Annotated in this window: 26 protein-coding genes; 13 read left to right on the top strand and 13 right to left on the bottom strand. The window is 43.8% G+C overall.

The features are described 5' to 3' along the window. The first annotated feature begins 113 nt into the window (after nucleotides 1-113). Nucleotides 114-788, top strand: coding sequence for an OmpA family protein (locus ACE5CV_RS03735; protein ID WP_374948815.1), 675 nt, complete (start codon nucleotides 114-116; stop codon nucleotides 786-788). Nucleotides 789-882: 94 nt separating this feature from the next. Then, entirely contained in the window at nucleotides 883-2,274 is a 1,392-nt protein-coding gene (gene hisS / locus ACE5CV_RS03740; RefSeq protein WP_374948816.1) for a histidine--tRNA ligase, read from the top strand. Here hisS and ACE5CV_RS03745 read toward each other — a convergent pair. The 3 genes from ACE5CV_RS03745 to ACE5CV_RS03755 form a co-directional block, all read right to left on the bottom strand. Then, nucleotides 2,246-4,108, bottom strand: coding sequence for a PAS domain S-box protein (locus ACE5CV_RS03745; RefSeq protein WP_374948817.1), 1,863 nt, complete (start codon nucleotides 4,106-4,108; stop codon nucleotides 2,246-2,248). The genes hisS and ACE5CV_RS03745 overlap by 29 nt on opposite strands. Nucleotides 4,109-4,249: 141 nt before the next feature. Then, complete coding sequence (locus ACE5CV_RS03750; protein ID WP_374948818.1) at nucleotides 4,250-5,449, bottom strand: DUF1501 domain-containing protein; 1,200 nt, start codon at nucleotides 5,447-5,449, stop codon at nucleotides 4,250-4,252. Between the two features lie 66 nt (nucleotides 5,450-5,515). Beyond that, entirely contained in the window at nucleotides 5,516-6,898 is a 1,383-nt protein-coding gene (locus ACE5CV_RS03755) for a DUF1800 family protein (RefSeq protein ID WP_374948819.1), read from the bottom strand. A gap of 81 nt (nucleotides 6,899-6,979) precedes the next feature. On the opposite strand from ACE5CV_RS03755, the gene aat reads away from it, so the two are divergent. Further along, complete coding sequence (gene aat / locus ACE5CV_RS03760; RefSeq protein WP_374948820.1) at nucleotides 6,980-7,624, top strand: leucyl/phenylalanyl-tRNA--protein transferase; 645 nt, start codon at nucleotides 6,980-6,982, stop codon at nucleotides 7,622-7,624. Between the two features lie 11 nt (nucleotides 7,625-7,635). Beyond that, a complete protein-coding gene (gene ruvC / locus ACE5CV_RS03765) occupies nucleotides 7,636-8,238 on the top strand; it encodes a crossover junction endodeoxyribonuclease RuvC (RefSeq protein WP_374948821.1) in 603 nt (200 codons plus the stop codon). Here ruvC and ACE5CV_RS03770 read toward each other — a convergent pair. Beyond that, complete coding sequence (locus tag ACE5CV_RS03770; protein WP_374948822.1) at nucleotides 8,230-8,754, bottom strand: 5'(3')-deoxyribonucleotidase; 525 nt, start codon at nucleotides 8,752-8,754, stop codon at nucleotides 8,230-8,232. The genes ruvC and ACE5CV_RS03770 overlap by 9 nt on opposite strands. A gap of 127 nt (nucleotides 8,755-8,881) precedes the next feature. On the opposite strand from ACE5CV_RS03770, the gene ACE5CV_RS03775 reads away from it, so the two are divergent. The 3 genes from ACE5CV_RS03775 (at nucleotide 8,882) to ACE5CV_RS03785 (ending at nucleotide 12,503) form a co-directional block, all read left to right on the top strand. Then, on the top strand, nucleotides 8,882-9,124 hold the full coding sequence (locus tag ACE5CV_RS03775; RefSeq protein WP_374948823.1) for a hypothetical protein: 243 nt from the start codon (nucleotides 8,882-8,884) through the stop codon (nucleotides 9,122-9,124). A gap of 104 nt (nucleotides 9,125-9,228) precedes the next feature. Then, nucleotides 9,229-11,352, top strand: coding sequence for a TonB-dependent siderophore receptor (locus ACE5CV_RS03780; RefSeq protein ID WP_374948824.1), 2,124 nt, complete (start codon nucleotides 9,229-9,231; stop codon nucleotides 11,350-11,352). Between the two features lie 2 nt (nucleotides 11,353-11,354). Beyond that, complete coding sequence (locus tag ACE5CV_RS03785) at nucleotides 11,355-12,503, top strand: PepSY-associated TM helix domain-containing protein (RefSeq protein ID WP_374948825.1); 1,149 nt, start codon at nucleotides 11,355-11,357, stop codon at nucleotides 12,501-12,503. 128 nt (nucleotides 12,504-12,631) lie between these two features. On the opposite strand, the gene ACE5CV_RS03790 is transcribed toward ACE5CV_RS03785, so the two are convergent. After that, nucleotides 12,632-13,657, bottom strand: a complete 1,026-nt coding sequence (locus ACE5CV_RS03790; RefSeq protein ID WP_374948826.1) for a 2Fe-2S iron-sulfur cluster-binding protein — start codon at nucleotides 13,655-13,657, stop codon at nucleotides 12,632-12,634. A gap of 43 nt (nucleotides 13,658-13,700) precedes the next feature. Further along, on the bottom strand, nucleotides 13,701-15,158 hold the full coding sequence (locus tag ACE5CV_RS03795; protein ID WP_374948827.1) for an amino acid permease: 1,458 nt from the start codon (nucleotides 15,156-15,158) through the stop codon (nucleotides 13,701-13,703). A gap of 411 nt (nucleotides 15,159-15,569) precedes the next feature. Here ACE5CV_RS03795 and ACE5CV_RS03800 point away from each other — a divergent pair, with 411 nt between their 5' ends. From ACE5CV_RS03800 to ACE5CV_RS03810, 3 genes are read left to right on the top strand one after another with little or no spacing between them, the layout of a single operon-like run. Beyond that, nucleotides 15,570-16,517 (top strand): IS1595 family transposase, encoded by a 948-nt coding sequence (locus ACE5CV_RS03800; RefSeq protein WP_374948828.1) that lies wholly within the window; start codon nucleotides 15,570-15,572, stop codon nucleotides 16,515-16,517. After that, nucleotides 16,514-17,482: a KilA-N domain-containing protein gene (locus tag ACE5CV_RS03805; protein ID WP_374948829.1), complete on the top strand. Its 969-nt coding sequence runs from the start codon at nucleotides 16,514-16,516 to the stop codon at nucleotides 17,480-17,482. Before ACE5CV_RS03800 ends, ACE5CV_RS03805 begins: the two co-directional genes overlap by 4 nt. A 1-nt stretch (nucleotide 17,483) precedes the next feature. Further along, a complete protein-coding gene (locus ACE5CV_RS03810) occupies nucleotides 17,484-17,687 on the top strand; it encodes a hypothetical protein (protein ID WP_374948830.1) in 204 nt (67 codons plus the stop codon). Between the two features lie 42 nt (nucleotides 17,688-17,729). Here the strand turns inward: ACE5CV_RS03810 and ACE5CV_RS03815 are convergent, their stop codons facing one another. From ACE5CV_RS03815 to ACE5CV_RS03840, 6 genes are all read right to left on the bottom strand, one after another. Further along, entirely contained in the window at nucleotides 17,730-18,722 is a 993-nt protein-coding gene (locus tag ACE5CV_RS03815) for a zinc-binding dehydrogenase (RefSeq protein WP_374948831.1), read from the bottom strand. Between the two features lie 223 nt (nucleotides 18,723-18,945). After that, nucleotides 18,946-19,557, bottom strand: coding sequence for a superoxide dismutase (locus ACE5CV_RS03820; RefSeq protein WP_374948832.1), 612 nt, complete (start codon nucleotides 19,555-19,557; stop codon nucleotides 18,946-18,948). 179 nt (nucleotides 19,558-19,736) lie between these two features. Then, nucleotides 19,737-20,207 (bottom strand): nucleoside deaminase, encoded by a 471-nt coding sequence (locus ACE5CV_RS03825; RefSeq protein ID WP_374948833.1) that lies wholly within the window; start codon nucleotides 20,205-20,207, stop codon nucleotides 19,737-19,739. Next, a complete protein-coding gene (locus ACE5CV_RS03830; RefSeq protein ID WP_374948834.1) occupies nucleotides 20,204-20,581 on the bottom strand; it encodes an SdpI family protein in 378 nt (125 codons plus the stop codon). The genes ACE5CV_RS03825 and ACE5CV_RS03830 overlap by 4 nt, the downstream gene beginning before the upstream one ends. Then, nucleotides 20,578-20,913 (bottom strand): tRNA-binding protein, encoded by a 336-nt coding sequence (locus ACE5CV_RS03835; RefSeq protein ID WP_374948835.1) that lies wholly within the window; start codon nucleotides 20,911-20,913, stop codon nucleotides 20,578-20,580. The genes ACE5CV_RS03830 and ACE5CV_RS03835 overlap by 4 nt, the downstream gene beginning before the upstream one ends. Nucleotides 20,914-20,996: 83 nt before the next feature. Continuing rightward, a complete protein-coding gene (locus ACE5CV_RS03840; RefSeq protein ID WP_374948836.1) occupies nucleotides 20,997-22,826 on the bottom strand; it encodes an FAD-dependent oxidoreductase in 1,830 nt (609 codons plus the stop codon). Nucleotides 22,827-22,914: 88 nt separating this feature from the next. On the opposite strand from ACE5CV_RS03840, the gene ACE5CV_RS03845 reads away from it, so the two are divergent. The 3 genes from ACE5CV_RS03845 to ACE5CV_RS03855 all read left to right on the top strand — a co-directional run bounded on the left by ACE5CV_RS03845 (nucleotide 22,915) and on the right by ACE5CV_RS03855 (nucleotide 24,743). Next, a complete protein-coding gene (locus tag ACE5CV_RS03845) occupies nucleotides 22,915-23,439 on the top strand; it encodes a YfiT family bacillithiol transferase (protein ID WP_374948837.1) in 525 nt (174 codons plus the stop codon). Nucleotides 23,440-23,528: 89 nt separating this feature from the next. Beyond that, a complete protein-coding gene (locus tag ACE5CV_RS03850; RefSeq protein WP_374948838.1) occupies nucleotides 23,529-23,951 on the top strand; it encodes a cobalamin B12-binding domain-containing protein in 423 nt (140 codons plus the stop codon). A 9-nt stretch (nucleotides 23,952-23,960) separates the two neighbouring features. Then, a complete protein-coding gene (locus tag ACE5CV_RS03855; protein WP_374948839.1) occupies nucleotides 23,961-24,743 on the top strand; it encodes an enoyl-CoA hydratase/isomerase family protein in 783 nt (260 codons plus the stop codon). Nucleotides 24,744-24,904: 161 nt separating this feature from the next. Here the strand turns inward: ACE5CV_RS03855 and ACE5CV_RS03860 are convergent. Then, nucleotides 24,905-25,300 (bottom strand): S1/P1 nuclease (locus ACE5CV_RS03860; protein ID WP_374948840.1); only part of this gene is annotated, 396 nt, incomplete at its 5' end.

Below are 25,300 nucleotides of genomic sequence, written 5' to 3' on the forward strand. Positions count from 1 at the left end.
TGTTTTAGTAGCGTAAATTATAATATATATTACATATATATAATGAATATTCATGGTGGGCTTTTGGCATCTGCTTTGCATTTGATGTTTAAATCACATACACTAATCATAACATGAAGACATTAAAACTAAAGATAGCTACATTAAGTATTGCCATAGCATCAGTAGGCATTTTAGGTGCCGGTTGTAACTCGTTAACCAAAACTCAAAAAGGTGCAGCAATCGGTGCTGGCGCCGGTGGTACCGTTGGCGCCTTAATTGGTAAAGCCGCAGGTAATACCGCATTAGGTGCTATTATCGGTGGTGCAGTTGGTGGCACAGCAGGCGCGTTTATCGGCCGTAATATGGATAGACAAGCTGCCGAGATCAAACAAACAGTACCTGGCGCTACGGTTATCCGCGAAGGCGAAGGTATCCTTGTAAAATTCGATTCAGGTATCTTGTTTGACACCGATAAGTCGGATTTGAAAGCGGCTGCACGTACTAACCTACAAAACCTTTCAACCTCATTGGTAAACAACCCGCAAACCAACATCCTTATTGTTGGACACACAGATAATACAGGTTCAGACTCACACAATATGGACCTTTCGGTACGCCGGGCGGAGTCGGTTAAATCTTATATCGCAGCCGGTAATGTAGCTAACTCACGTTTGACCACATCAGGCAAGGGCGAATCTGAGCCTATTGGCGATAACACAACTGCAGACGGCCGTGCCCAAAACCGCCGCGTAGAGATCGTTATAGTTGCTAACGACCAAATGAAAAATCAGGCTAAACAGCAATAGTTAATAATAGAGATCAATAATAGTTTCAACCGAAGCCCTATGCTGCAAAGCATGGGGCTTTATTTTTGTACCGCTGTTTTTGTACATTTGCCGAATGGCATCTATCAAACCATCTGTACCTAAGGGCACCCGTGATTTCTCTCCCGCCGAAATGGCAAAACGCAATTTTATCTTTGATACTATTAAGGGCGTTTTCCGCAAATATGGTTATCAGCAAATAGAAACGCCTTCTATGGAAAATTTAAGCACACTGACTGGTAAGTATGGCGATGAAGGTGATAAGCTTATTTTCAAAATTTTGAATAGCGGCGATTATTTAGCAAAAGCGGATGCCAACGCGCTAGAGAACCGAAACTCGAACCAGGCAACTGCATCAATATCTGAAAAAGCTTTGCGTTATGACCTTACCGTTCCATTTGCACGCTACGTAGTGCAACATCAGAGCGAGATCACTTTTCCGTTCAAGCGTTTTCAGGTTCAGCCGGTATGGCGTGCAGACAGGCCACAAAAAGGTCGCTACCGTGAGTTTTACCAGTGTGATGCAGATGTGGTAGGGTCAGCATCTTTGCTTAATGAGGCAGAGTTTATCATGATCTATGATGAGGCTTTAAGCTTATTGGGATTAAAGGACTTTACTATAAAAATAAACAATAGAAAAATACTATCAGGAATTGCTCAAGTCATAGATAAAAGCAATAGCATTATTGACCTTACAGTTGCGATTGATAAGCTTGACAAAATTGGCATGGACGGCGTTGTAAAGGAATTAGTAGAAAAAGGCTTTACCGATACAGCTATAAATAAGTTACAGCCGATTATTTTACTGGAAGGCACAAATGATGAAAAACTGGCCAGCCTGCACAACGTGTTAAAAGATTCGCCAATTGGTTTACAGGGATGCGATGAAATACAAACTGTGTTTAATTATATATCCGCCTGTGCGCTAAGAACCGCCGCATTAGAACTTGATATAACCCTTGCACGCGGATTGAATTACTATACCGGTGCTATTTTTGAAGTTAAAACCAATGAGGTTGCCATGGGCAGTATTGGCGGCGGCGGCCGATATGACGATTTGACCGGTATGTTTGGCCTTAAAGGGTTAACCGGTGCTGGTATTTCTTTTGGTGCAGACCGTATTTATGATGTAATGGAAGAATTGAATTTATTCCCAGCATCTGCAGAGCAAAGTACACAGGTTTTAATATGCTGCTTTGAGCCCGAAGCAGAAACCTTTGCATTACCGTTATTACAAAAGTTGCGTGCAAAAAATATCAATTCTGAGCTTTACCCTGCTGGCGCCAAAATCAAAAAACAACTGGATTATGCCAATAACAAGCAGGTTCCTTACACCATTGTTATTGGAAGCGACGAGATGCAAACCGGCTTATTAGCCTTAAAAAATATGGAAAGCGGCGAGCAGGACAAACTTACTGCAGAGGCCATTTTGCAAAAATTTACAACAGATAATTTAAATGCACGGTAAAGGTAGTGCCTTTTCCTAATTCGCTTGCTACCTGAATTGTGCCACCAAAGGATTCAACCTGGTTTTTAGTGATGAACAGCCCCATGCCTTTGGCATCGCGGTTACCATTAAAGGTTTTGTACATACCAAACAACTCGTGCCCGTTTTTTACCAGGTCGATGCCAATCCCATTATCTGCCACCGCAAACCCCTGTTTCCCATCTGCATCTTTAAAATAACTGATGATGATCTTCGGCTTATTGTGCAATGCGCGGTATTTAATGGCATTGCTCAGCAAATTAAAAATAATGCTTTCCATATAAGCGGGGTTGTAAACCAGCTTACAATCAACCGGGATTTTGTTAACAACTTCAATATCCCAACGGTCAATGTCGCTATGTAACAGTTCCAGCCCCCGGTTAACGTAATCATATAAATTGATCTCATAAGTTTGGATATCGATATTAGTTTGAATAGAAACCACTTCATTCAAATTAGCGATAGTATCGTTTAATTGCTGTGAAACACTTTCCAGATGGCGCGTAAGCTCCACTTTTTCCTGCGGCTCGGTGGATGGGTCTTGCAACACATCCATTATCATTTTAAAGTTGCTGGCGTGCGTACGCAGGTTATGCGATACAATGTAGGCGAAATTAAGCAGGCGGTTATTTTGGCCGCTAACCATATCAAGCGTATGTCGCAATTGTTGCTCCTGGTTCTTCTGGTCGGTTATATCCGTATGGGTACCTATAACACGCGCAGGCTTGTCTTCGGCATCATACTCAATTACTTTGCCTCTGTCTAAAATCCATTTGTAGTTGCCATCTTTACACAACACCCGGTGCTGATTAGTATAAATTTCGGTTTCACCATTCAAGTAAGCCCTTACATCTGCCTGGTACTTCGGTTTATCATCCGGGTGTACACGTTTTGTCCAAACACCGGGCACATTGTTAAACTCTTCGGGTTCAAAACCAATCATCCGTACACATTGGTTAGAATGAAAAATCGTATTATTTTGCAAATCCCAATCCCAAATACCACCTCCTGATCCTTCTGAAGCAAAGATCCATCTTCGTTCGCTTTCCTTCAGGGCAGTTTCTGTTCGTTTGCTTTCAGTGATGTCTTTGATTTGCGATACAAAGTAAAGGGGCTCATTTTTTTCGCCTACAACCAACGATACATGCAATAAGATCCACAGCACATCGCCATTCTTTTTAAAATAGCGCTTTTCCATTTTGTAAGTGCTCACTTCGCCATTCAGGATCTTTTGCAGCAAAACAAGATCTGCTTGAAGGTCATCCGGATGAGTAATCTCCTGGAAAGTCATGGTCATCAATTCGTCGGCGGTGTAGCCGAGCATATCGCACAGGCTTTTATTAGCTTTCAGGAATTTACCTTCAGTAGATACCAATACCATCCCGATAGGCGAATATTCAAATGCATTACGGAATGTCTCCTCGCTTATTTTGAGATCCTGCTCGATTTTATGTTTTTCAGTGATATCTATATGGCAGCCCAGCATGCGTAATGGCTTATCGCCATCCCATTCAACAACCCGGCCGGTACAGTTTATACAAATTACTTCGCCATTTTTATGAAAAAACCGGATATCTATATCGTAACGCTTTGTACCATGGCTGGCAATATGCTTAGCCATGCAATCATTGGCTTTAGGCAAATCCTCGGGTAAAACCAATTTAGCTAACACCTCGCTTCCGCCAATTAACTCATCGTTGGTATACCCAAGCATCTTTTTCAGTGCCGGGCTTAGGAATATTGTGTCGGTCGTCAAATCCCAGTCCCAGTAACCGGCGAGCGTTTCTTCAAGAATAATTTTATAAATATCATCCATTGGGCGTGGTGAAAACAATTTCCCTGAAAAAGGGAAATCGGTTGCTTAAATATGCAAAAAAGCTTTGCTTAAAGCAAATGATGCGACCAACGGAAAATTAGTACTAATTACGCGCCATATTTCAATGTCGTTGGAGTGAAATTAGATAAAGTCTAACCCTGCAAAGTTTTTATTGAGCACCTGACTATTATTGACATTCAGCCATTTATCAAGTAGCGTGGCATAAACGTTCCTGAAATCTATTTCATACTTAAGATCGCCGTTATCTAAGGCGGACAAATCAGGCGCGTCATTGTAAATACCGGCCTTTTTAAGTTTGCCTCCAAAAAGCATTACATTGTTGGCAGTACCATGGTCGGTGCCGTTACTGGCATTTTGCTCAACCCGGCGGCCAAATTCAGAAAATGTCATAACCAGCGTATCGTCCAGTTTGTTAGCCTGTTTTAAGTCTTTCAAAAACGCAGCTACTGCATCACCATAAATCTTCAATTGCCGCCCCTGCTGATTTTGCTGGGTAGTATGGGTATCAAACCCACTTAACGATACGTAATAAACCTTAGTCTTTAGCCCTGAATTGATAAATTTTGCCACGCTTTTTAACTGGCCGGCAAAAGGCGTATTAGGGTAAACCGCCGTTGTGTTATATGTTTTGGAGGTTTGCTGGATGTAGTCGGCAGATGAGTAAGTCTCGATCATGGTTTTGTACAGATAGCCAAGGTTATCCTCATTTAAATGGGCATCATCATGGCCGTGGACGAGCTCCTTAAAGAAAGGTTCGCGCGTAGATTGGTAAAGCTTAGCCGGGTTTTGCACCGCTATGCCTTTCATCTTTGCGCCTTTCATCGCCAGCGATAATGTATCGTCAACCTCTACTGCAGTGTAAGGGTCTTTATTTATAGCACAATTACTGTCGAGATATCGGCCAATCCAACCGGTGGTTAAAAACTGGCTCGAATCGCTGCCGGTTTGCCATATATCCATTGAGCGAAAGTGCGACCTGTCCGGATTTGGATAGCCTACCGAATTAATGATGCTCATCCATCCCTGGTCATAAATTTCCTTTAAGGCAGATAAATTAGGGTTCAACCCCTGAATATCATTTAGTTTGATCAGATCGGGTTGTTTAATACCAATGGTGGACCTTTTTTGATAATAGATATCATTACCATACGGAATAACGGTATTCAGCCCGTCATTACCGCCCGAAAGCTGAATAATCACCAGATTTTTATATCCGCTGATTTCATTGCCTGCCATTGCCTCGAATGATTTAAGGAATGATGGTATCAGGAATGCGCTTGACGCAAGCGCTGTATTTTTTAAAAAATCTCTTCTTTTCATAACACTCTAATTAGCGGATCGGTATCTGTTCGAATTTTAACTGATCTTTTTTGAAACATTTGATCATTAGCACAATTGATACTCCGGCGTAGAAACCAACTCTACCACCATTGCCTTTACATCTGTCGACCGGTTAACAATATCCATCAACTTGTTATTTAAAGCGGGCGATAAGATTACCTGCGCAATTGCTGCTTTCGATGTATGCGTTGGTATTTCGCTTAAAAACTTTTCCCAATCGGGCTGTGTTTGCAGTTGTGTATTAACCTGTTTACGACGATTCAGGGTGCTGGTGATAAACGCTTCGTCTTCAGGATCGGCTTTGCCGCTAAAATCGATCACCCCGTCATTAAGTACGGTTGATGGTATCTTAATCCTGTACATTAACGATGAGCTGTCTATCCAATTCTTACCACCCGGCCAACCAGCCACATTCGGCGGATAAAAAAGCACTTGGCCCAATGTGCGCTCAAACTGCATCATTACATCCGGGTTTTTATACTCCACATAAAACTGCCTGTTTAGCCCAACAATAAATTCTACAGGCGCCTTTATCATATTACCCACGTTTTTGTCAGCGTAAAACCAATCGGCTGTAAATACAAACTTTAATAATGGGGCTATCTCATATTTGCTGTTATAAAGCACATCGGCCATGGCGCTTACGTGTGCATTATCCGGCACTTCATTCACCAGGTATTTGTATAATTTATTGCTGATAAAACGCGCAGTTTCTTTTTTATCCAGCAGCATGTTGATGACATCCTCGCCACCAAAATTGCCGGTGTTGCCCAAAAATGTTTTAGGGCCGGTATCATGAAGGTTAGGGCGGGCAACAAACTGACCATCTTTAGTAAAACCCCAACCGGTAAAGGCGCGTGCCGACTCCTTTACATCCTGCTCGGAGTAATTGCCACGGCCGATGGTAAAAAGCTCCATCAACTCGCGGGCAAAGTTTTCATTAGGGTGGTTCTTTTGATTTTGCTGGTTATTTAAAAACTGGAGCATTGCCGGCGCTTTAGACACTTCAAGCAGCATGGTTTTAAAATTGCCCAAAGCATTTGCCCGGTGTATGTTATTTAATTGTTGCGCATACCAGGCGTTTTGGGTACGGCATGCAAAATGGTTATGCCAAAAAAGGGTCATCTTCTCACGCAGTTGTGCATCGCTGCTGCTCATTTGGCTTACCCAATAAACATTTAAGCCTTTTTCTTGCTGGCGCTGCTCCTGTAGAAACATCTTGCGGGTAACGGTATCTTTATTTAAAAATTCCTTATACGTAATGTTGCCTGCGACAATATCCAATGGCCTGATTTCTTCAGATGTTTTAAAGAGCTGATCTACAGCTTGCTTTACTGTTACATGTTGCGCCATCCGCAAATCTGCAAACCGCAAACCAAAACCTGCACGGGCATATAAGTGCCTGATCTTTTTGCTATTATCCACCATACATATATGACAACGCCCGTTGGGTATAGTTTAATGTCTTTTTTACATTTTTAAATTTCCGGTTAGCTTAACTTTGCGCTCATGATCTTTCGGCTTGATGAGCGCATAATATTTCCTGATCCTAAATTGGCAGAAGATGATGGTCTGCTTGCTATCGGCGGCGACCTATCGGTTGAAAGGTTGTTACTGGCTTATCAAAACGGTATTTTCCCGTGGTACAGCGATGACGAGCCTATACTTTGGTTTTCGCCTCACGAGCGCTTTGTATTGTTTCCGCCCGAATTAAGGCTATCCAAATCCATGCGGCAAGTGTTGCGCTCTGGCCGGTTCAAGGTTACTGTTAACACCTGTTTTGATGATGTTGTTGCGGCCTGTGCTGCAGCTAAACGCGAGGGGCAGGATGGCACCTGGATAACCGCAGATATGCAGGCCGCATACAGCCGCCTGCATGAATTGGGCTTTGCCCACTCTGTTGAAGTTTGGGATAACAGTACATTAGTTGGTGGGCTGTACGGTGTGCAGGCGGGCAATGTGTTTTGCGGGGAAAGCATGTTTAGCAAAGTAAATAATGCCTCAAAAACGGCGTTGATATGGCTTTGTATCAATCGCAGTTATAGTTTGATTGATTGCCAGGTGCACACCGAACATTTGGAAAGCATGGGCGCCAGGATGATAGGACGCGAGGAATACATCAGCTTACTGCATAAAACCGTCCTTAAACGTTAGGTTTGTACCAAATGGAGCAGCCCAAAGTAAAAGAGCGGATAATTTTAGGAATAGATCCCGGCACTGCGGTAATGGGATACGGCGTGGTTCTTGAAAAAGGCACTAAAATAGAGCTGATAAGCCTTGGAGTGGTTAAAATGGATAAAATTGACGACCACATGCTTAAGTTGCAGCGCATTTTTGAAAAAACCGTTGCCCTTATAGATAATTACAAACCCGACTGCCTGTCTATTGAAGCACCGTTTTACGGTAAAAACATCCAGGTTATGCTTAAGCTTGGCAGGGCGCAGGGGGTGTGCATGGCTGCAGCATTGTCTCGCAGTGTGAGTATTACAGAGTATTCACCCCGCAAAATAAAGCAGTCTATCACAGGTAATGGCAATGCAACTAAAGAGCAGGTAGCCGCGATGTTGCAAACGCTTTTGAAATTTACCGAAACACCCGACTTTTTAGACGCTACCGATGGATTGGCCGTTGCTGTATGCCATTCATTTCAAAAAATACCGGTATCAAAAGGCGGGAAGATAACCAGTAAAAAGAGCCACTCCGGATGGGCAGCTTTTGTAAAAGATAATGCCGATAGGGTTAAAGCATCTGGTAATAAACTAAAGTAACAGCGCCCTAACTTCCTGCCAGTTATTTACCCTTAAATCCCAATCTACATTTTTGTTATGGCTGGCCGTAAACAGTACGCCCTGACCTATAAAGCGTTTAAAATGGCGTACGTTATCATCTATCAAATAATCCGCATTGATAATGCTTTTATCTCCGCAAAAAACAATGTTGGTCCATGAGATGTATGGGAAATAATGCTTTAACCATTGGATTTTAGGCAATAAAGAATTAGGGAATTCCATTGCTGCTGTAGTAATAAAGATCTCGTATTTCTCATAAAGGTCACGAATAACTTCCTGGCTGCCGGGAATTAGGGCAAGGTCTTTAAAAAAATCGTCGTGAAAAGCATAACCTTTTATAACACTGCGGTGCTCTTCCGGCACAAGATCCATAAAACTGCTTGAATGTAGCTGCTCATGCGGAAATTCCACATCATAATCACGTTTGTACCATTCAGCAAAACGAATGTGAGCGTCAGCGATAACTTCATCCATGTCTATAGCTATACGTTTCATTGGTGTTTTTTTGCACAAATATAAGTTCCTTAAACCAATACATTGTTTATAATTATTCTAAATAAGTTGGAAGCAATAGTTAAAAGATATACTTTTGTCGCATTATTGATAATTAGTCTAAATAAATATGAATCGAATTCAACATTTACCCTATCAGCTAATCACCTTACTTATTACACTATTTACATTTACAAACTTAACCTCCGGTGTAGCACAAACCACAAGAGGAACGGTTCGTGGCAAGGTTGTAACCAGCAAAAACGATCCGGCAAGCAACGTGTCCATCGGGTTAGAAGGCACTAACTACGGTACGACAACTAACGAGATTGAGAGTTTACTTTCCGCGCTCCGGCAGGATCATACAAAATAATTATTTCTTATGTAGGGGTAGACCGTGTAGAAGTACCGGTTACAATTACTGCAGGGCAAACAACTGCTGTCCCGCAAATTACCGTAAACGCCAGCCTGTCGCAATTGGCAGAGGTAAATGTTATTGCAAGCCGCTCTAACAGGTTTACGGCACGCATCAGTACCGATGCTGCAAAAATTCCGTTAACACCGCTGGAAAACTCACAAAGCTATACAACAGTTACCAGCAGTTTACTTAAGGAACAGCAGGTGTTTAATGTTGAGGATGCGTTGCGCAACGCGCCGGGAATACAAAAAATGTGGGATGCTACCGGCCGTGCCGGTGATGGCGGCGGCTATTTTACTTTACGAGGGTTTGTTACTCAAACGCGCTTACGTAACGGTATTGCAGGTTTGGTTACCAGTGGTATTGATGCGGTAAATATCGAAAAAATTGAAGTGATCAAAGGTCCGTCAGCTACTTTATTTGGCAGCACTTTAACATCTTTTGGTGGCTTGGTAAATAGGGTGACAAAAAAACCATACGAAACATTTGGTCTTGAAATTGGACACAGTGTGGGCAATTATGATCTTAACCGCACCAGTATCGACCTGAATACCCCACTTGGTTCAAATGTGGCTTTCCGCTTAAACTCTGCTTACAATTACGAAGGCAGCTTTCAAAATTATGGTAAAAGCCGCACTTTTTCGGCAGCCCCAAGCTTAGCCATCAAGGCGAATGATAAATTATCATTCCTGTTAGAAGCCGAGATGTTTTATGGCCGTAACGCTGCAAAGCCCTTTTTCTTCTTTTACGATTCGCCCAAAACAATGGGCATCACCAAAGTTAGCGACCTAAACATCAACTATAAAAATGCTTACGTTAATGATGACGTTACTTCATTTAGCCGCAGCTTAAATTATTTTGCGGAAGCTAAGTACAAGTTTTCTGATAAACTCACCTCGCAAACAGTGTTCTCATCATCAAACAGTTTCTCTAATGGGGCAAGCCCTTATTTTTACCTGATATCAGATGCTACCGCGGCAACAATTGTACCGGGAACGCCTGACCTGCCGGGTAATAACAACTACATTTTCCGTAATGATCAATCAACAGCTAACAGCAAATTAGGTGCTATTGAAATTCAGGAAAACATTAATGGTGATTTTAATACCGGCAGCATCCGCCACCGTTTTGTTGTAGGTTTAGACTTTCAACGTCAGAATTCGAGGCAGATCTTTTTTGGCAACAGCTACGGTTTAGCACCGATAAACGACCCTAATTTTGATTATGGCGCATTTAATAAATTAGTGGTTGATGCCACTAACGCAGCTAACCCGCTGACAGCTGCAAACACCTATCCGTATATTTATAAAACAAACACCTACAGCGCTTATGCATCAGATGTTGTAAACCTTACAGACAGGTTAATTGCTTCAATAGGCTTACGTGTAGACCGTTTTGAGAACAAGGGCAATTACAGCCTTGATGGCACGCAAACATCAAAACCTTATGCACAAACGGCTTTCTCACCTAAATTCGGTTTGATTTATCAGCCTGTTAAAGACGCGCTGTCGTTATTTGCCAATTACCAAAACGGCTTTCAAAACCCGGCACCTTTCTTAGACGCAAATAACCAAGCCGTAACCCCTAAAATTCAAAATGCAAACCAAATTGAAGGCGGTGTAAAAATGGCCTTATTCAACGGCAAACTGAATGGTACGGTTAGCTACTACCGCATTAATTTAACCAACGTGTTACGCGCTATTCCGGGCTCGGCAATCGGTTCTATCCAGGATGGTACACAAAACAGTAAAGGCTTCGAGGCCGAAGTTATCGCCAACCCTATCCCGTCTATCAACATCGTTGCAGGTTTTGCTTACAACGACTCTAAATACACTAAAGCTGATGCTGATGTACAGGGCCTTCGCCCTAATACTGCCGGCTCGCCTTACTTAGCTAACTTCTATGTAAGCTACCGCTTACCAGAAAGTGCTGTTAAAGGCTTAGGTATCGGTTTTGGCGGCAATTACGCCAGCAAAAATCAAATCATCAACAGCGTAAGTCAGGGCACATTTGATTTGCCTGCGTACACAATACTAAATAGCAACTTATTTTACGACAGGGCTAAATATCGTTTTGGTTTAAGCGTTAACAACTTAACCGATAAACATTACTATACAGGTTATACCACCATTAACCCACAGCGTTTACGCCAGGTAGTATTAACTGCAACGTATAAATTGTAAATATGACCCCATTTAAAAAAGTCATGCTTTTTTGCCACCGCTGGCTTGGATTAATTTCCGGGCTTGTGGTGTTTATAGTAAGCATTACCGGCTGTATCTTTTGCTTTCAGGATGAGATACAGGATGCGGTTTATGACTATCGTACGGTGGAAAATACCGGTAAGCCTTATATCCAGCCATCGCAACTGATTGCCAAGGTTAAGAAAGCCTATCCCAAAGCAAGCCCGGATTACATTTACTATTATGGGACCGGGAGGCCTGCCGGCGTTTTAGCAAATACAGGCAAAGACGGGTTTGAATACGTTTTTTTAAATCCTTACTCCGGCATCATAACACACACTGAAAAGCCACAGACTAATTTTTTTATTATTGTTGAATATATACACCTGTATTTGCTGCTGCCGCCCGCCATCGGGAAGTGGGTTGTAGGTGTATCGGTAATTATTTTTATGGTGATCATGATCACCGGCCTTATCCTGTGGTGGCCCAAACGTAAAACCGACCGCAAACGCAGCTTTACCATCAAGTGGGGTGGCCGCTGGCGCAGGGTTAATTACGACCTGCACAACGTACTTGGTTTTTACGCTACTTCTGTAGCACTGGTCCTGTCTATCTCCGGACTGGCGATCGCTTTTGAGCCGGTAAGCAAGGCAATATATAATACCGCGAACCTTGGCCGCGTAGATTACAACAGAGAAGTAACAGAACCTAAATCCGACTCACTGAAACGTGCAGGCCTGGCGCCTAAGCCGGTTGTTGATATCGCGTTTGCCCATGCCCGGCAGCAGGTACCCAATGCCGAAATGTTTTTGATCCACAATGATCCGGCATTTTCGGGTGCAATTGGTGTAGGGGCTTATGCTAAATCTATGCGTTATTCGCATGCCACTGGCTTCGAGTTTGATAAGTATAACGGCAGGCTGCTAAAATCATACATCTATGATAAAAAGAGTCCGGGACTAAAGCTTAACGAAATGAATTATGATATTCATGTGGGGCAAATATTTGGCTTAACTACCAAGATCATTGCGTTTCTGGCCAGCCTGATCTGCGCCAGCCTACCCATTACAGGGCTGATTATTTGGTTAGGTAAACGTAACAAAGTTAAGCGAAGCCCAAAGATCCGCCATCGTAAGGTTGCCGTGGCCTAACGGGTGCAGTTCGAAGCATAAAAAAGGCCGCGGATACCCGCGGCTTTTTTATGCTTAAGCAAGTACTCACTTTCTGGAAATAATACATCAATTGTTGCTATTTTGCCCGGCATTACAAATTACCAACGCTACCTGTACTCTACCACTACATCATCTGTTAATGGATGACCGGTGCAGGTAAGGACCCAACCGTTGGCAATGTCTTCGGGCGTGAGCACTTCGTTACGGGCCATTTCTACCTTGCCCGATTTGCAAAAGGCAACGCAAGCCGAGCAGATACCGCTTCGGCAGCTATAAGGCAGCCGGATGTTGTTTTGCAAAGCGGCCTGCAGGATAGATTGATTTTCGCCCGCCATTAGGTCATGAATCTCTCCTTCAAAATCAACTCTGAAGTTTTTAGGCGGGTAATTAGTTGCGCTGCCTGTTACCGGTATGGTTTCTAAAACAAAATTTTCCTGGTGTACCGCCTGCGGCCGGATACCCATGTATCCAAGCGTAAGCCTGATCATCCGCATATATGCAAACGGCCCACACAAGTAAAAGCCCGCGTTGCCTTTGTCAAATGTGATCTGTTCGCGTACCAGTCGCTCAACTACCAGGTTGTTCAGTCGGTTAGCTTCGTCGCTTAAAAGGTAGGTAATATTCAGCCTGTCCGGGTGGCGGGCTGCAAGCGCGTTCAAATCCCCTTTAAATATAACCGATTGGCTGCTCAAGCTACTATAAACCAGGTGCAGCTTACTTTTACCCGGATTGGCCAGGATGTACTTCAATTGAGAAAACACCGGCGTAATGCCGCTCCCCGCAGCAAAAAAGATCAGATCGCGCTCGTCTTCAAATTCCTTTACTACAAAAACCCCTGCAGGCTTGACGGCATAGATGGTATCACCAACGTTTACCTTGGTAAGCATAAAACGCGAGATCTCGCCGTTGCTGATGCGTTTAACTGTTATGGCCAACCTATCCTCGTGCGGTGAGGAGCTTAACGAATATGACCTGCGCACCTCCTGGCCATGATGTTCAAAAACCAGGGTTAAGAATTGCCCTGCCTTGTAAATTAGCTTATTGCCCGTTGCTTCGGCCAGGTAAAAAGTGGCAACATTCGGCAGCTCCCATTTAATTTCATCAACTGTAAATTTCAATAAGTTGTGAGCCATTATACACTCTTAATAACATTAAGCAGATCGCATAGCATTTCCTTTAGCTGTCCTGCACCGTCGTCATCCGCTTCCTTAACACACTATTCTTTTTACCGTACGTAAAGTATATTACTAAACCAATTCCCAGCCAGATAAGTAACCTAAGCCAGGTGTCGCCGGGTAAAAAGGTCATCATCGCAAAACAGGTTAAAATGCCCAATATAGGCACTAATGGCACAAACGGCGTTTTAAACGGCCGGTGCACATCGGGCTGCTGCTTGCGTAAAATAAGCACCCCGGCACACACCATTACAAAAGCAAGCAGTGTGCCAATGCTGGTCATTTCGCCAACTACCCTGATAGGCACAAAGGCCGCGAATATGGCAATGAAAGCACAAAGCACAATGTTGGATTTCCATGGTGTGCGAAACTTGCTATGCACCTCAGAAAACACCCGTGGCAGCAAACCGTCTTTAGACATAGAGAAAAACACGCGTGACTGCCCCAGCAGATCAACCAGGATCACCGACGTATAGCCGATAAGTATAGCCAGTACAATTGCCTTGCTTAACCACTGGTAATGTGTTTTTTCGATAGCGATAGCTACCGGCGCGCCCGAGCCGATAAATTCTTTGTAATTGGCCATACCTGTCATTACATGGGCGAAGATCACGAACAGGATGGTACAAATTATCAGCGACCCTATAATGCCGATAGGCATGTTGCGTTGTGGGTTTTTGGCTTCCTGCGCCGCGGTGGACACCGCATCAAAACCTATGAAGACGAAAAACACAAGGCCTGCCCCACGTAATATGCCCGACCAGCCGTAGTCGCCCCATACACCTGTGTTTTGCGGAATATAAGGGTGATAGTTTTGCGGATTGATAAACGACCAGCCTACGGCGATGAATACCAGTACTACCCCTACCTTAAGGCTTACGATTATAGCATTAACCAAAGCAGATCCCTTTGTACCCCTGATAATGATGCTGGTGACCAGTATAACGATAAGCGCAGCGGGCAAGTTGATAATGCCGTTTACCACATCGCCATTGGCTGCCTTAGCAGTTTCAAACGGCGACAATGTGAGCTGCGGTGGCAGATAAAGATCGAACCACGACAAGAATTTGGTGAGATACTGCGACCAGCTAATAGCCACTGTAGCAGCCCCTACCGAATACTCCAGAACCAGGTCCCAGCCGATGATCCAGGCAAAAAGCTCGCCCATGGTAGCGTACGAGTAAGTGTATGCACTACCCGCCACCGGTATCATGGCCGAAAATTCGGCGTAGCACAAAGCGGCAAAAGTACAGCCCAGTGCGGCTATCAGAAACGATATAGTAACCGCGGGACCCGAGTGCTGGCCGGCTGCGATGCCGGTTAACGAAAACAATCCGGCGCCGATGATAATGCCTATGCCGATAAGGATAAGGTTAACCGGCCCCAGGGAGCGCTTCAATGAATGTTCACCTTCTTCTGCCGATTCGCGCAGCAGCAGGTCTATGGGTTTTTTGATCATGCCTAAATAAAGTCCACAAAATTAGTAGATAATCGTGCACTGCCTAATTTTAATTCCAGTTACAGCACATATCAGGTATGAATTTTTGTGATAAAGGTTAACAAAGGTTTACACTTTTTTGCAAAAACAGGTCATAATATTGACTTTCAAGACTTTACAAAAAAGGTGGGTTAACACTCCTTTTAGGAATATCAGCCACTATCTGACTTAGAGATTACTCCCTTTCAACGAAGAAAAAATAGATATTTTCCATCATCATCTTACCCAATCTGACAACAAGAGCGATTTACGACGAGGCGGCGATCGTAAGTTGTAACTATTTGGTAATTATATACTACTTTACACCAATATTTTAAATAAATTTGGAATTGGTGTAATTAACTTCTATATTTACATTGTAATCAAAAGGCAATGATAAATATAGAGTTTAAATCAATAAGAGAGTTAATTAAGGCATTCCCTGACGAACAAACCTGCATTAACCATTTAGAGCAATTGCGTTGGAACGGTAACGTGGTTAGCCCTTTTGATGAAACTTCTAAAGTTTATACTACTGCACGCGGTTACAAATGTAAAAACACAGGTAAATACTTTAACGTTCGTACCGCTACTCTATTCGATAACACCAAAGTTGAATTACAAACTTGGTTTCTTGCTATCTACCTTGTAACTGCTCATAAAAAAGGTATTTCTTCACTGCAATTAGGCCGTGACTTAAATGTAACTCAAAAAACCGCTTGGTTTATGTTACAGCGCATTCGTAACTGCTTTGGTATCGAAGCAACTGAAATTGATATTGACAATGGTAATAAACTTGGCGGTTCGGGTACAGTTGTAGAAGTAGACGAAACCATAGTAGGCGGTAAAGTTAAAAACATGAGCAATGCTAAACGTAAGGTTATACTTGAAAATAAAGCCGACAGACACAATAACAAGACTGTTGTGGTAGGTTTTATTGAACGCGGTTGTAACTTGCGTATGCAACCTGTAAAGCCGTCAGATTTCATTCCTGATTTAGTAAGGGCTAATGTAGATACCGAGTCTGTTCTAATGACTGACACTGCTAATACTTACGTAAAGGTTGGTCAGGAATTTGCATATCACGAGGTTGTAGATCACGGCAAAAAAGAATACGGTCGTGATGGTATCTATTACACTAATACAATTGAGGATTGTTTCTCTCTATTTGACAGGATGGTTATCGGTATCTACCATAACATATCTTCTAAACACATACAGAAATACACAGACGAATTTGTATTTCGTTACAACAGCCGTAAAACAACCAATTTAATTCGTTTCAATTCACTACTTTCAAACTGCACAAGTCGTTTAACCTATAACCAATTGACAAAATGAGTACCATTAAGATTGACGGAACAGAAATAACCATCGTAAATAAAGGTGATGAAGATTACATTTCTTTAACCGATATGGTTTCAAATATTGAGGACGGTAATAAGATATTGGAGAGATGGTTGAACACCAAAACAACAGTTGACTTTTTAGGTGTTTGGGAGCAATATAATAACCCTGATTTTAATTCCCCTGAATTACGGGGTATTAGAGAAAATGTAGGTTCAGGTAATTATTTCTTATCGGTAAAGAAATGGGTTGAAAATACAAATGCTAAAGGTATTTACGCAAAGGCAGGTAGGCATGGCAGTGGAACGTGGGCCCACGTTGATATAGCTTTTGAATTTGGAACTTATATTAGCCCCGAGTTCAAGTTGCTGTTAATAACAGAGTTTAAAAACCTTAAAAAAAGAGAGGCAAGCGGAATTGATCAAGTTTGGGATTTCAGGAGATTTCTTTCAAAAGCTAACTATAGAATACAAACTGATGCGATACAAGATGTATTAATCCCCTTGCGGAATCTTCCCAAAAAGCTTGAAGGTATCATTTATGCAGAAGAAGCAGAGGTTATCAATAAAGTTGTTTTTAATAAAACAGCAAAAGAGTGGAACGCTGAGAACCAAGACCTTGTAAAAAAGCATCACAACATAAGAGACTATGCTACAACACATCAACTTATCCTAGTAGGTAATTTAGAGCCGTTGAACGCAGAGTTGATTAGAAATGGTATAAAACAGTACGATAGGTTACTGCAATTAAAACAGGCCGCTGTTGAGCAAACAAAATCTTTGTTAAAAAGCAGAGCCATACAAGACGTTCTTCTTGATAGCCCAAATGTTGAAAAACACAAAATAGTTGACGTTAAACATATTGATACTGACAAGCAAAGCCCTGATATACCAAAACTATCTGACTTCAACAATAAGCTCAAAACAGCTTTAAACTACAACCCTAAAGAAAAAGAGTGATATGAAATATTGGAAGGTATTTGTAGGCGCATTTTTTATAATTGTAGGAATTTTATTCTTTATATTTTTAAGAATGCTTAATGACCCGGAAATTGAAGGAGAATCAGGAAGGGTTAGTTTAGGAGAGTATTCCCTTTCACTTATCCCTATAACAATAGGTGTTGTCTTTTTATTATTCCAAAAAAATAACAGAAAGGCAACATAAGGGTTTACCCATGGTGTAAAGTAGTATATAGTTACCAACTATTTACATCTTCACTATCAACTTGCCAAATTGCTTTGAGTTTTCCATTTTGGCAAAAGCTTTAGCGGCTTCGGCCAGCGGGAAAACCTCATCAATTACAGGGACTATCTGATGCGTAGCAACAAACTCCAGCATGGCCTTAAATTCGGCTTGGGTGCCCATGGTGGTTCCAAGGATCTGCAGTTGTTTCCAAAAGATCGGTCGCCCGTTTAATTCAGGAATGTTGCCGGCTGTGCCGCCAAAAAAAACAATGCGGCCCCCCGGGTTACACAAGTCAGGGATCTTATTAAAATCCGGGCCGAGGGCGCTATCTACCACAATATCAAAACCACCCGCCAGTTTTGTTAATTGCTCTGCCCAATCCTGCTCTTTGTAATTTACACCGGCAAATGCGCCTAATAATTTAGCTTGTTCAATTTTCTCGGCTGTGCCCGATGTTACAAATACCTGCGCGCCGGCGGCTACTGCCCATTGCAGTAAAAAAGTGCCCGTGCCTGCCCCAACACCTACTATTAACACTTTGTCGCCCTTTTTTAACCGGGCTTTGGTAAACAGGGCCCGATATGCCGTTAGCCCGGCAAGTGGCAGGGCGGCTGCCTGTTCCCAGTTTAAATGAGCAGGTTTAGGGTACAAATATTCGGCTTTTACCAAAACGTATTCAGCAAGTGTGCCATCATCCGGCAGGCCTAAAATTTTGAAATCTTTTGATTGAAAGTCGTCATGATCGCCCCAGTTGTGCGACGGATTGATCAATACCTCTTTGTTGAGCCAGTCGCCCGCTCCTTCCCCGGCCTCGGTAACAATACCGGCGCCATCTGCACCAAAAATGGTAGGATACTTAATACCAGCATACTTGCCAACCGTTATCCAGTAATCGCGGCGGTTAAGGGCTGCGGCTTTTACCTGTACCAGCACCTCGCCCGGCCCTGGGGTTGGTTTATCAACTTCTTTATAAACTATCGGGTTTTCTGCGGATTCTAAAACAATTGCTTTCATAAGTAGATGATAATTTACCATTCATGTCATTGCAAGGAGCGTAGCGACGCGGCAATCTCTTAGCTATGCTGAACGCTTTGCATTCGACGGGATTGCCACGCTGTCGCTCGCAATGACATGGTTGTGTGGTTGATGTAAGAACCAAAAAGCGGCAGTATTGTTGCCAATCTGCCGCTTTGTATTGTTAGAACCCTCTCCTCCGGAAAGGGCAGGGTAAGGCTGTTTAAGCGGTTGCTTTTGTATATAGTTCAGATACGTGGTTCCAGTTAATCACGTTCCAGATAGCAGCCAGGTAATCCGGGCGGCGGTTCTGATATTTTAAGTAGTAAGCATGCTCCCAAACGTCGATACCTAAGATAGGTGTACCTTTTACTTCGGCAATATCCATTAAAGGGTTATCCTGGTTAGGGGTTGATGTTACCGCTAATTTTTTATCGGCAGTAACAATTAACCATGCCCAGCCAGAACCGAAACGGGTAGCACCGGCTTCAGAAACTTTTGTTTTGAAATCAGCAAATGAACCGAAAGTGCTTTTGATCGCATCTGCCAATTTACCGGTTGGCTCGCCACCGCCGTTTGGCGATAACAGCGTCCAAAACATAGTGTGGTTATAATGTCCACCACCGTTATTACGCACAGCAGGCGGAAACTTAGAGATATTTTTGATGATGTCTTCAATGTTGCCGGTAGCCTCTGGCTTACCTTCTAATGCTTTGTTCAGATTGGTAACATAGGCCTGGTGGTGTTTACCGTGGTGAATTTCCATAGTAGCCTTATCAATATGCGGTTCAAGTGCATCGGTAGCGTAAGGTAACGCCGGTAGTGTAAATGCCATAGTATTAAGTTTTAAGATTTAACAATGTTGTGTTGTAGCAAATATAAGGGTTGGATCAACTTTTTGTTCTAATTGAATGTCATTTATGTTAGTCCGGAAGTTAAGAAGACCGAAAGTCCGCAGAGAACTGAATTTTCTAACTTTCGGACTTCCCAACTTTGGGACGGCGGACTGCTTACCTACCTCTTCCCTTTAAAAAAATCCTTCACCAGCTGCGCGCATTCGTTTTCATGAATGCCGCCGGTAATAAGGGTTTTGGGATGGGTTATAGTTTGGTTTAGCCTGCCAAAACCACGTTTGGTATCGTAGGCACCAAACACAATGCGCCCTATCTGGAACCAGTAGGATGCACCTGCACACATTACGCAGGGTTCAAGGGTTACATATAGCGTACACTCGGGCAGGTATTTACCGCCCATATAATTGGTTGCAGCGGTTAGGGCCTGCATTTCGGCATGTGCCGATACATCGTTAAGCCGTTCGGTAAGGTTATGGCCCCGGCCAATGATCTGACCTTTACAAACCACTACAGCGCCGATAGGGATCTCGTCTTCTTTGAGTGCCTGGCGTGCTTCCTTTAAAGCCTCATTCATAAAAAACTCATCGGGCGATATGGCCGGCTGTTCATCACCAAAGGTATAGTACCTCATAGCGGTTTATTGTCAAAAGTTGTCGTTAAATGCTTTTCGGTATATACCCTTATTAATACCGCTGTTGTAATAGCAGCGGTTATCAGGATAGTTACGCGTATAAAAACCAGTGCTTGTTCATTGATCGGTATAAAAGATAAGGACAAGGTTAATATTAGACCGCCCGCCAGTAGTATCCAGGCATATCTGATCATGAGCCGGGCAGAATATTGTTTCGCTTCATCCCAGGTTTGCTGGTTTTGCATACTGGCATCTGACCTGTAGCCGTACAGCGCATTGATCTGACGAGGGGGATAACGTTTTTGTATATATCCTGCAATCAGGAAGATTACGCCTAATAACTGCGGGCCGATGATCCATTGCGACCAGGTCATATCAGTTTGCTACCGTTAGGTACAGGCTTGTCAATAGCGCTAAGCACGATATCGCCATTTTCATCAGCAAGGCCGGTTACCAAAAATTCCGACATGAAGTTGGCGATTTGCTTTTTAGGGAAGTTGATCACCCCCAGTATCTGCCTGCCGGGCAATTCCTCTTTAGTGTAATGCCTGGTAATTTGGGCACTGCTTTGCAGAATACCATGCGGCCCGAAATCAACTTTAAGTTTGTAGGCCGGTTTACGTGCTTCCGGGAAGTCGGCAACCTCCAGGATAGTACCCGCGCAGATAACTACTTTTTCAAAATCGTTCCAGGTGATGGTTTCCATTAGTGCAAAGGTAAAAATGATCTGTCGGATTTGCAGTGAAAAGCCGCTTATTACAGATAAAAACTAAAGAAGCTTTACCTTCTTTAATTGATCAGCTTACCCGCCAGATCAACCTTTCGTGAGAATGGGTTAAAATATTTGTTGGCAAGCACGGCAAATTCCCGGCGGGTAACTGGGCGTCTCATATCGAAATCCCTGGTGAATTTGTATTTAGGTTTCCAGGCCGCGGCTAACACTTTTTGCAGCGTAGCCGGGTCAGCTAATGACATTTCGCTAATGTACGATAACAGGTTACCAACCGTAAAAACATCACCCGGCTGGGTTTTATTAAACCACAAAAAAGCACGGGCATACATATCGTTCATCAGCGGCTTAATCTCGGCGGTGTACACAATCGTATCGGGCATAAAAAGCACCTGCGCTGTACTACCGGTTACCTTTTTATATCCAGGCAACATCCCGGATGCACCTACCTGCTGTATGGCCCGGTAGTCTGGGTCTTTTTTGGGTATATCATTAAATGGCATCAGCGAACCACCATAGATCAATATCTCATCCTGAATTTTCCTGACATCCAACTCTTTGGTTGTTTTCTTAAAAAACGCGCACCATCCTGCGGCGGCGCCTACGCCCTGACCAAGCGTCATCTGAACGGCCGGATCGGTAACGCTCCCATTAACCAGGTGGGTAACCGATAATGCTTTTTCCAGCACAAAAAGATTTTCCTGATCTTTTACTACCACGGCACCCAGCGGTATAGAATATGCCGGAAAGGGAGGGTAGTTGATCTTAGGGGCGCCCGGCACAACGTAATTTTGCCCCGGTACGGCATCGGCCACGCCAATGGCGGTACGGTACAATTTTGAACCTCTATCATATGGCGTGTAAACATCGCCTATTACCATTCTTACCAAACCATAAACGCGCTTGTTCTCGCGGATGTAAGGCATTAGGGGTAAATGATCGGCGGTGGGAAATTCATCGCTTAAGCCCAAATTTTTATACCCCAGTTCGGTCTGCAGGTAGTAGATCAGCCCAAGGGTATGCAGCCTGGCCTGCCTGAAAGTTTCGGCGCGGTTCTCGGGCAGCATATCGTTTGATGTTACCGAATATTGGTTACTACCACAGCCCAGCCAATTGATCAAATACTTATCATTGATCAGTTGGGCAGATGCTAACCGCTTTTTTACATCGGCCTTTTTAAGGCAACTGTACTTGCCGGCGTTATAGCCTTCGGGTTGGGGAATGGTGCGGTCGGCATTTTTTCCGTAATCGCGCAATACGGCCAGCCAGCTCAAATCCTGGATCTGGTTGGTTGGGTTAGTGGTAGCCAGTTCCTCGCCGGTATCCTTGCGGCTATCAAAACCAGTATTAAAAACGGCACCTGCTTCGGTTGCCACATCACCCAATTCTGTAGCATCTACAACAGATTTGGCCTTGATCACATCTGTACGGCCGTTGGCTGTAACAGTTACCTCCCAGCCCGATCCATCTTTTTTTATATCAGTAAAATTAGTGTTCAGCTTTACGGTGAGGTTCTTAACAGTATCTGTCCACTTTTTTAAAATAGCGGCGCCGGTAAAAGGCTCAAATGTAAGTACAGCATTCGCCGTGGTATCAAACCCTAAGCGGCTTTTGTAAAAGTTATTAACCCGGCTGCGGAATTCGGCATAGATACCGGTTGGCAGGTTACGGTTAGCATCCAGGATGCAGAACGCGGCCGATGTCATGCTTCCACCAAGCCACGGCCCCTGCTCTACCAATACGGTTTTAAGGTTACTGCGCGCGCTTTGTATGGCTGCCGCAACACCGCCTGCGCCGCCACCTACAACTACTACGTCGGTTTTTATGGTTTCGGCAAAGCTTAAAGACCAACTAAACAGCAGGATAAGAGGCAGTAACTTTTTATACATCAGGGATTAGTAAAACAACAACAAAACGCTAATTTAGGGCAAAAGCTTATGCCATTATTAAAAATTTACTGTTGTAAATAAATTAAACATGACCGACGAACAACTACGCTACCCTATAGGTAAATTTACACCGCCCCAAACTTATTTGCAGGAAGATTTAACCCGCTGGATAGATGAGATACACACCCTGCCCGGCCGGGTGCGTAATGCTATTACCACTTTAACCGATCAGCAATTGGATACCCAATACCGCCCGGGCGGCTGGACCTTACGGCAGGTAGTACACCACCTGGCCGATAGCCACATGAATTCGCTGATGCGTTTTAAGCTTGCTTTAACGGAAGATAACCCCACCATCCGCCCGTACGATGAGGCCGGCTGGGCCATTTTGCCGGATTATCATCTGCCTGTTGAGTCGTCGCTTAAAATGCTGGAAGGTATCCATCAACACCTGGTTGCCTTGTTTGAAAGTTTTACGGAAGACCAATGGGATATTACTTTTGTACACCCTGCAACCGGCAATGTTACGCCGCTTAAAAAGAACCTGGCCATTTACGCATGGCATGGTAACCATCACTTGGCACACCTTACAGAAACCATTAAAACTTTTTAGGAATTACCGGTACTTCACCATATTGCCGGGCCATTGAATTTTGCAGATATTTGTAATACCTTGCATTTATTACACTGCCCGGTAAACTTATGAGCGATAAAGAATTTAACCGCCCCATTCGTGTTTTAGTAGCTAAGGTTGGCCTTGACGGGCACGACCGCGGCGCGCGCATTATTGCTACTACCCTGCGTGATGCCGGCATGGAGGTAATTTACACCGGCCTGCGCAAAACGCCCGAGATGGTGGTGAACACTGCCCAGCAGGAAGATGTGGATGCCATTGGTATAAGTATATTATCGGGAGCGCATATGACAGTTTTCCCTAAGGTGATGAAGCTGATCAAAGAGAAAAATATGGACGATGTGCTGCTGACCGGCGGCGGCATTATCCCTACCGATGATATGGCCGAACTTAAAAAAATTGGTGTGGGCGAACTGTTTCCACCCGGTACCAGCACGGCCGATATTGTTACCTATATCACTAACTGGGTTCATCAGAACCGTAACTTTTAAACAGTTTTTATGGGGTTTGAAAATATTTTGGCCGAAATTAAGGGCCGCATCCATTACATTACCATCAATCGCGAAAGCAAACTGAACGCGCTTAACCAATTCACCCTATTGGAAATCCACGATGCTGTTACAGCGGCATTTCAGGATGAGCATGTCGGTGGTATCATTATCACCGGGGCTGGCAGCAAAGCTTTTGTTGCCGGTGCCGACATTGCCGAATTTGCTGATCTTGATGTTGCGGGCGGCGAAAAATTATCGCGCGATGGCCACTCAAAAGTTTTTGACCTGATAGCCAATGGCAACAAACCGGTTATAGCAACCATTAACGGATTTGCCCTTGGCGGCGGCCTGGAGCTGGCAATGGCCTGCCATTTGCGCATCGCGGCCGACAACGCTAAAATGGGTTTGCCGGAAGTTACCCTGGGCCTGATACCCGGCTATGGCGGCACGCAGCGCCTTACCCAACTGGTTGGCCGCGGTAAAGCGTTAGAACTGATCATGACCGCAGATATGGTTACTGCTGATCAGGCTTTAACTATCGGATTAGTAAACCGGGTAGTTGCCCAAGCGGAACTACTGGACAAAGCCGAAGAATTGATGGAAAAGATATTAACCCGCGCCCCCTTAGCGCTGGCCGCAGCTATCCGCACGGTTAACGCCGCCGGTACAGATGGCGTTAATGGTTATGAAGCCGAGATACAAGAATTTGGCGCCTGTTTTGGCACCGCGGATTTTAAAGAAGGTGTAGCCGCCTTTATGGAAAAACGTAAACCCGAGTTTAAAGGGCTTTAGATTTGCGCACGAGATGGCAATAAATGCATTGTCATTTCGAACGATACGGAGAAATCCTGATAGAAAAACTTGTCGGTTTTATAAGTCGGCTTTGCAATTCTATCAAGATCCCTCATCGCTTCGCTTCCCTCGGGATGACAATACGCTTTGGAAATAATATTCTAAGCGAAGATCTGATTCAGCAATCCTGCTAACCTTACTCCGCCTTTTAATAGCTGATTGTTCACGGTGTCCAGGTTTTTAAAAATGTAACGGTAGGTATTAACCTTGTCGCCGTTCTTAGTTTCAGCGTAGATCCTATCGGCTAACTGGTTCGATTCAAATAACCACTGGCTTACCGGAGCCTTTTGCCATACTGCGCGTTGGGCAGGCGTGGTGAAGTTTATAGCAGCCACATATTCGGTATAGCTTAACTGCTGCGCATCTATCATTTGCGAATCCCAGATAGAGTGCATATTAGTTTCTTTATCGTACCACATTACCTTTACATCGTTACCGCCTTTGTCAGACAAATGGCCGGTGTGCATCGGCTGGTGCACATCCTCCACAATATGGAT

The organism is Mucilaginibacter sp. (assembly GCF_964263795.1).
GTDB lineage: Bacteria > Bacteroidota > Bacteroidia > Sphingobacteriales > Sphingobacteriaceae > Mucilaginibacter.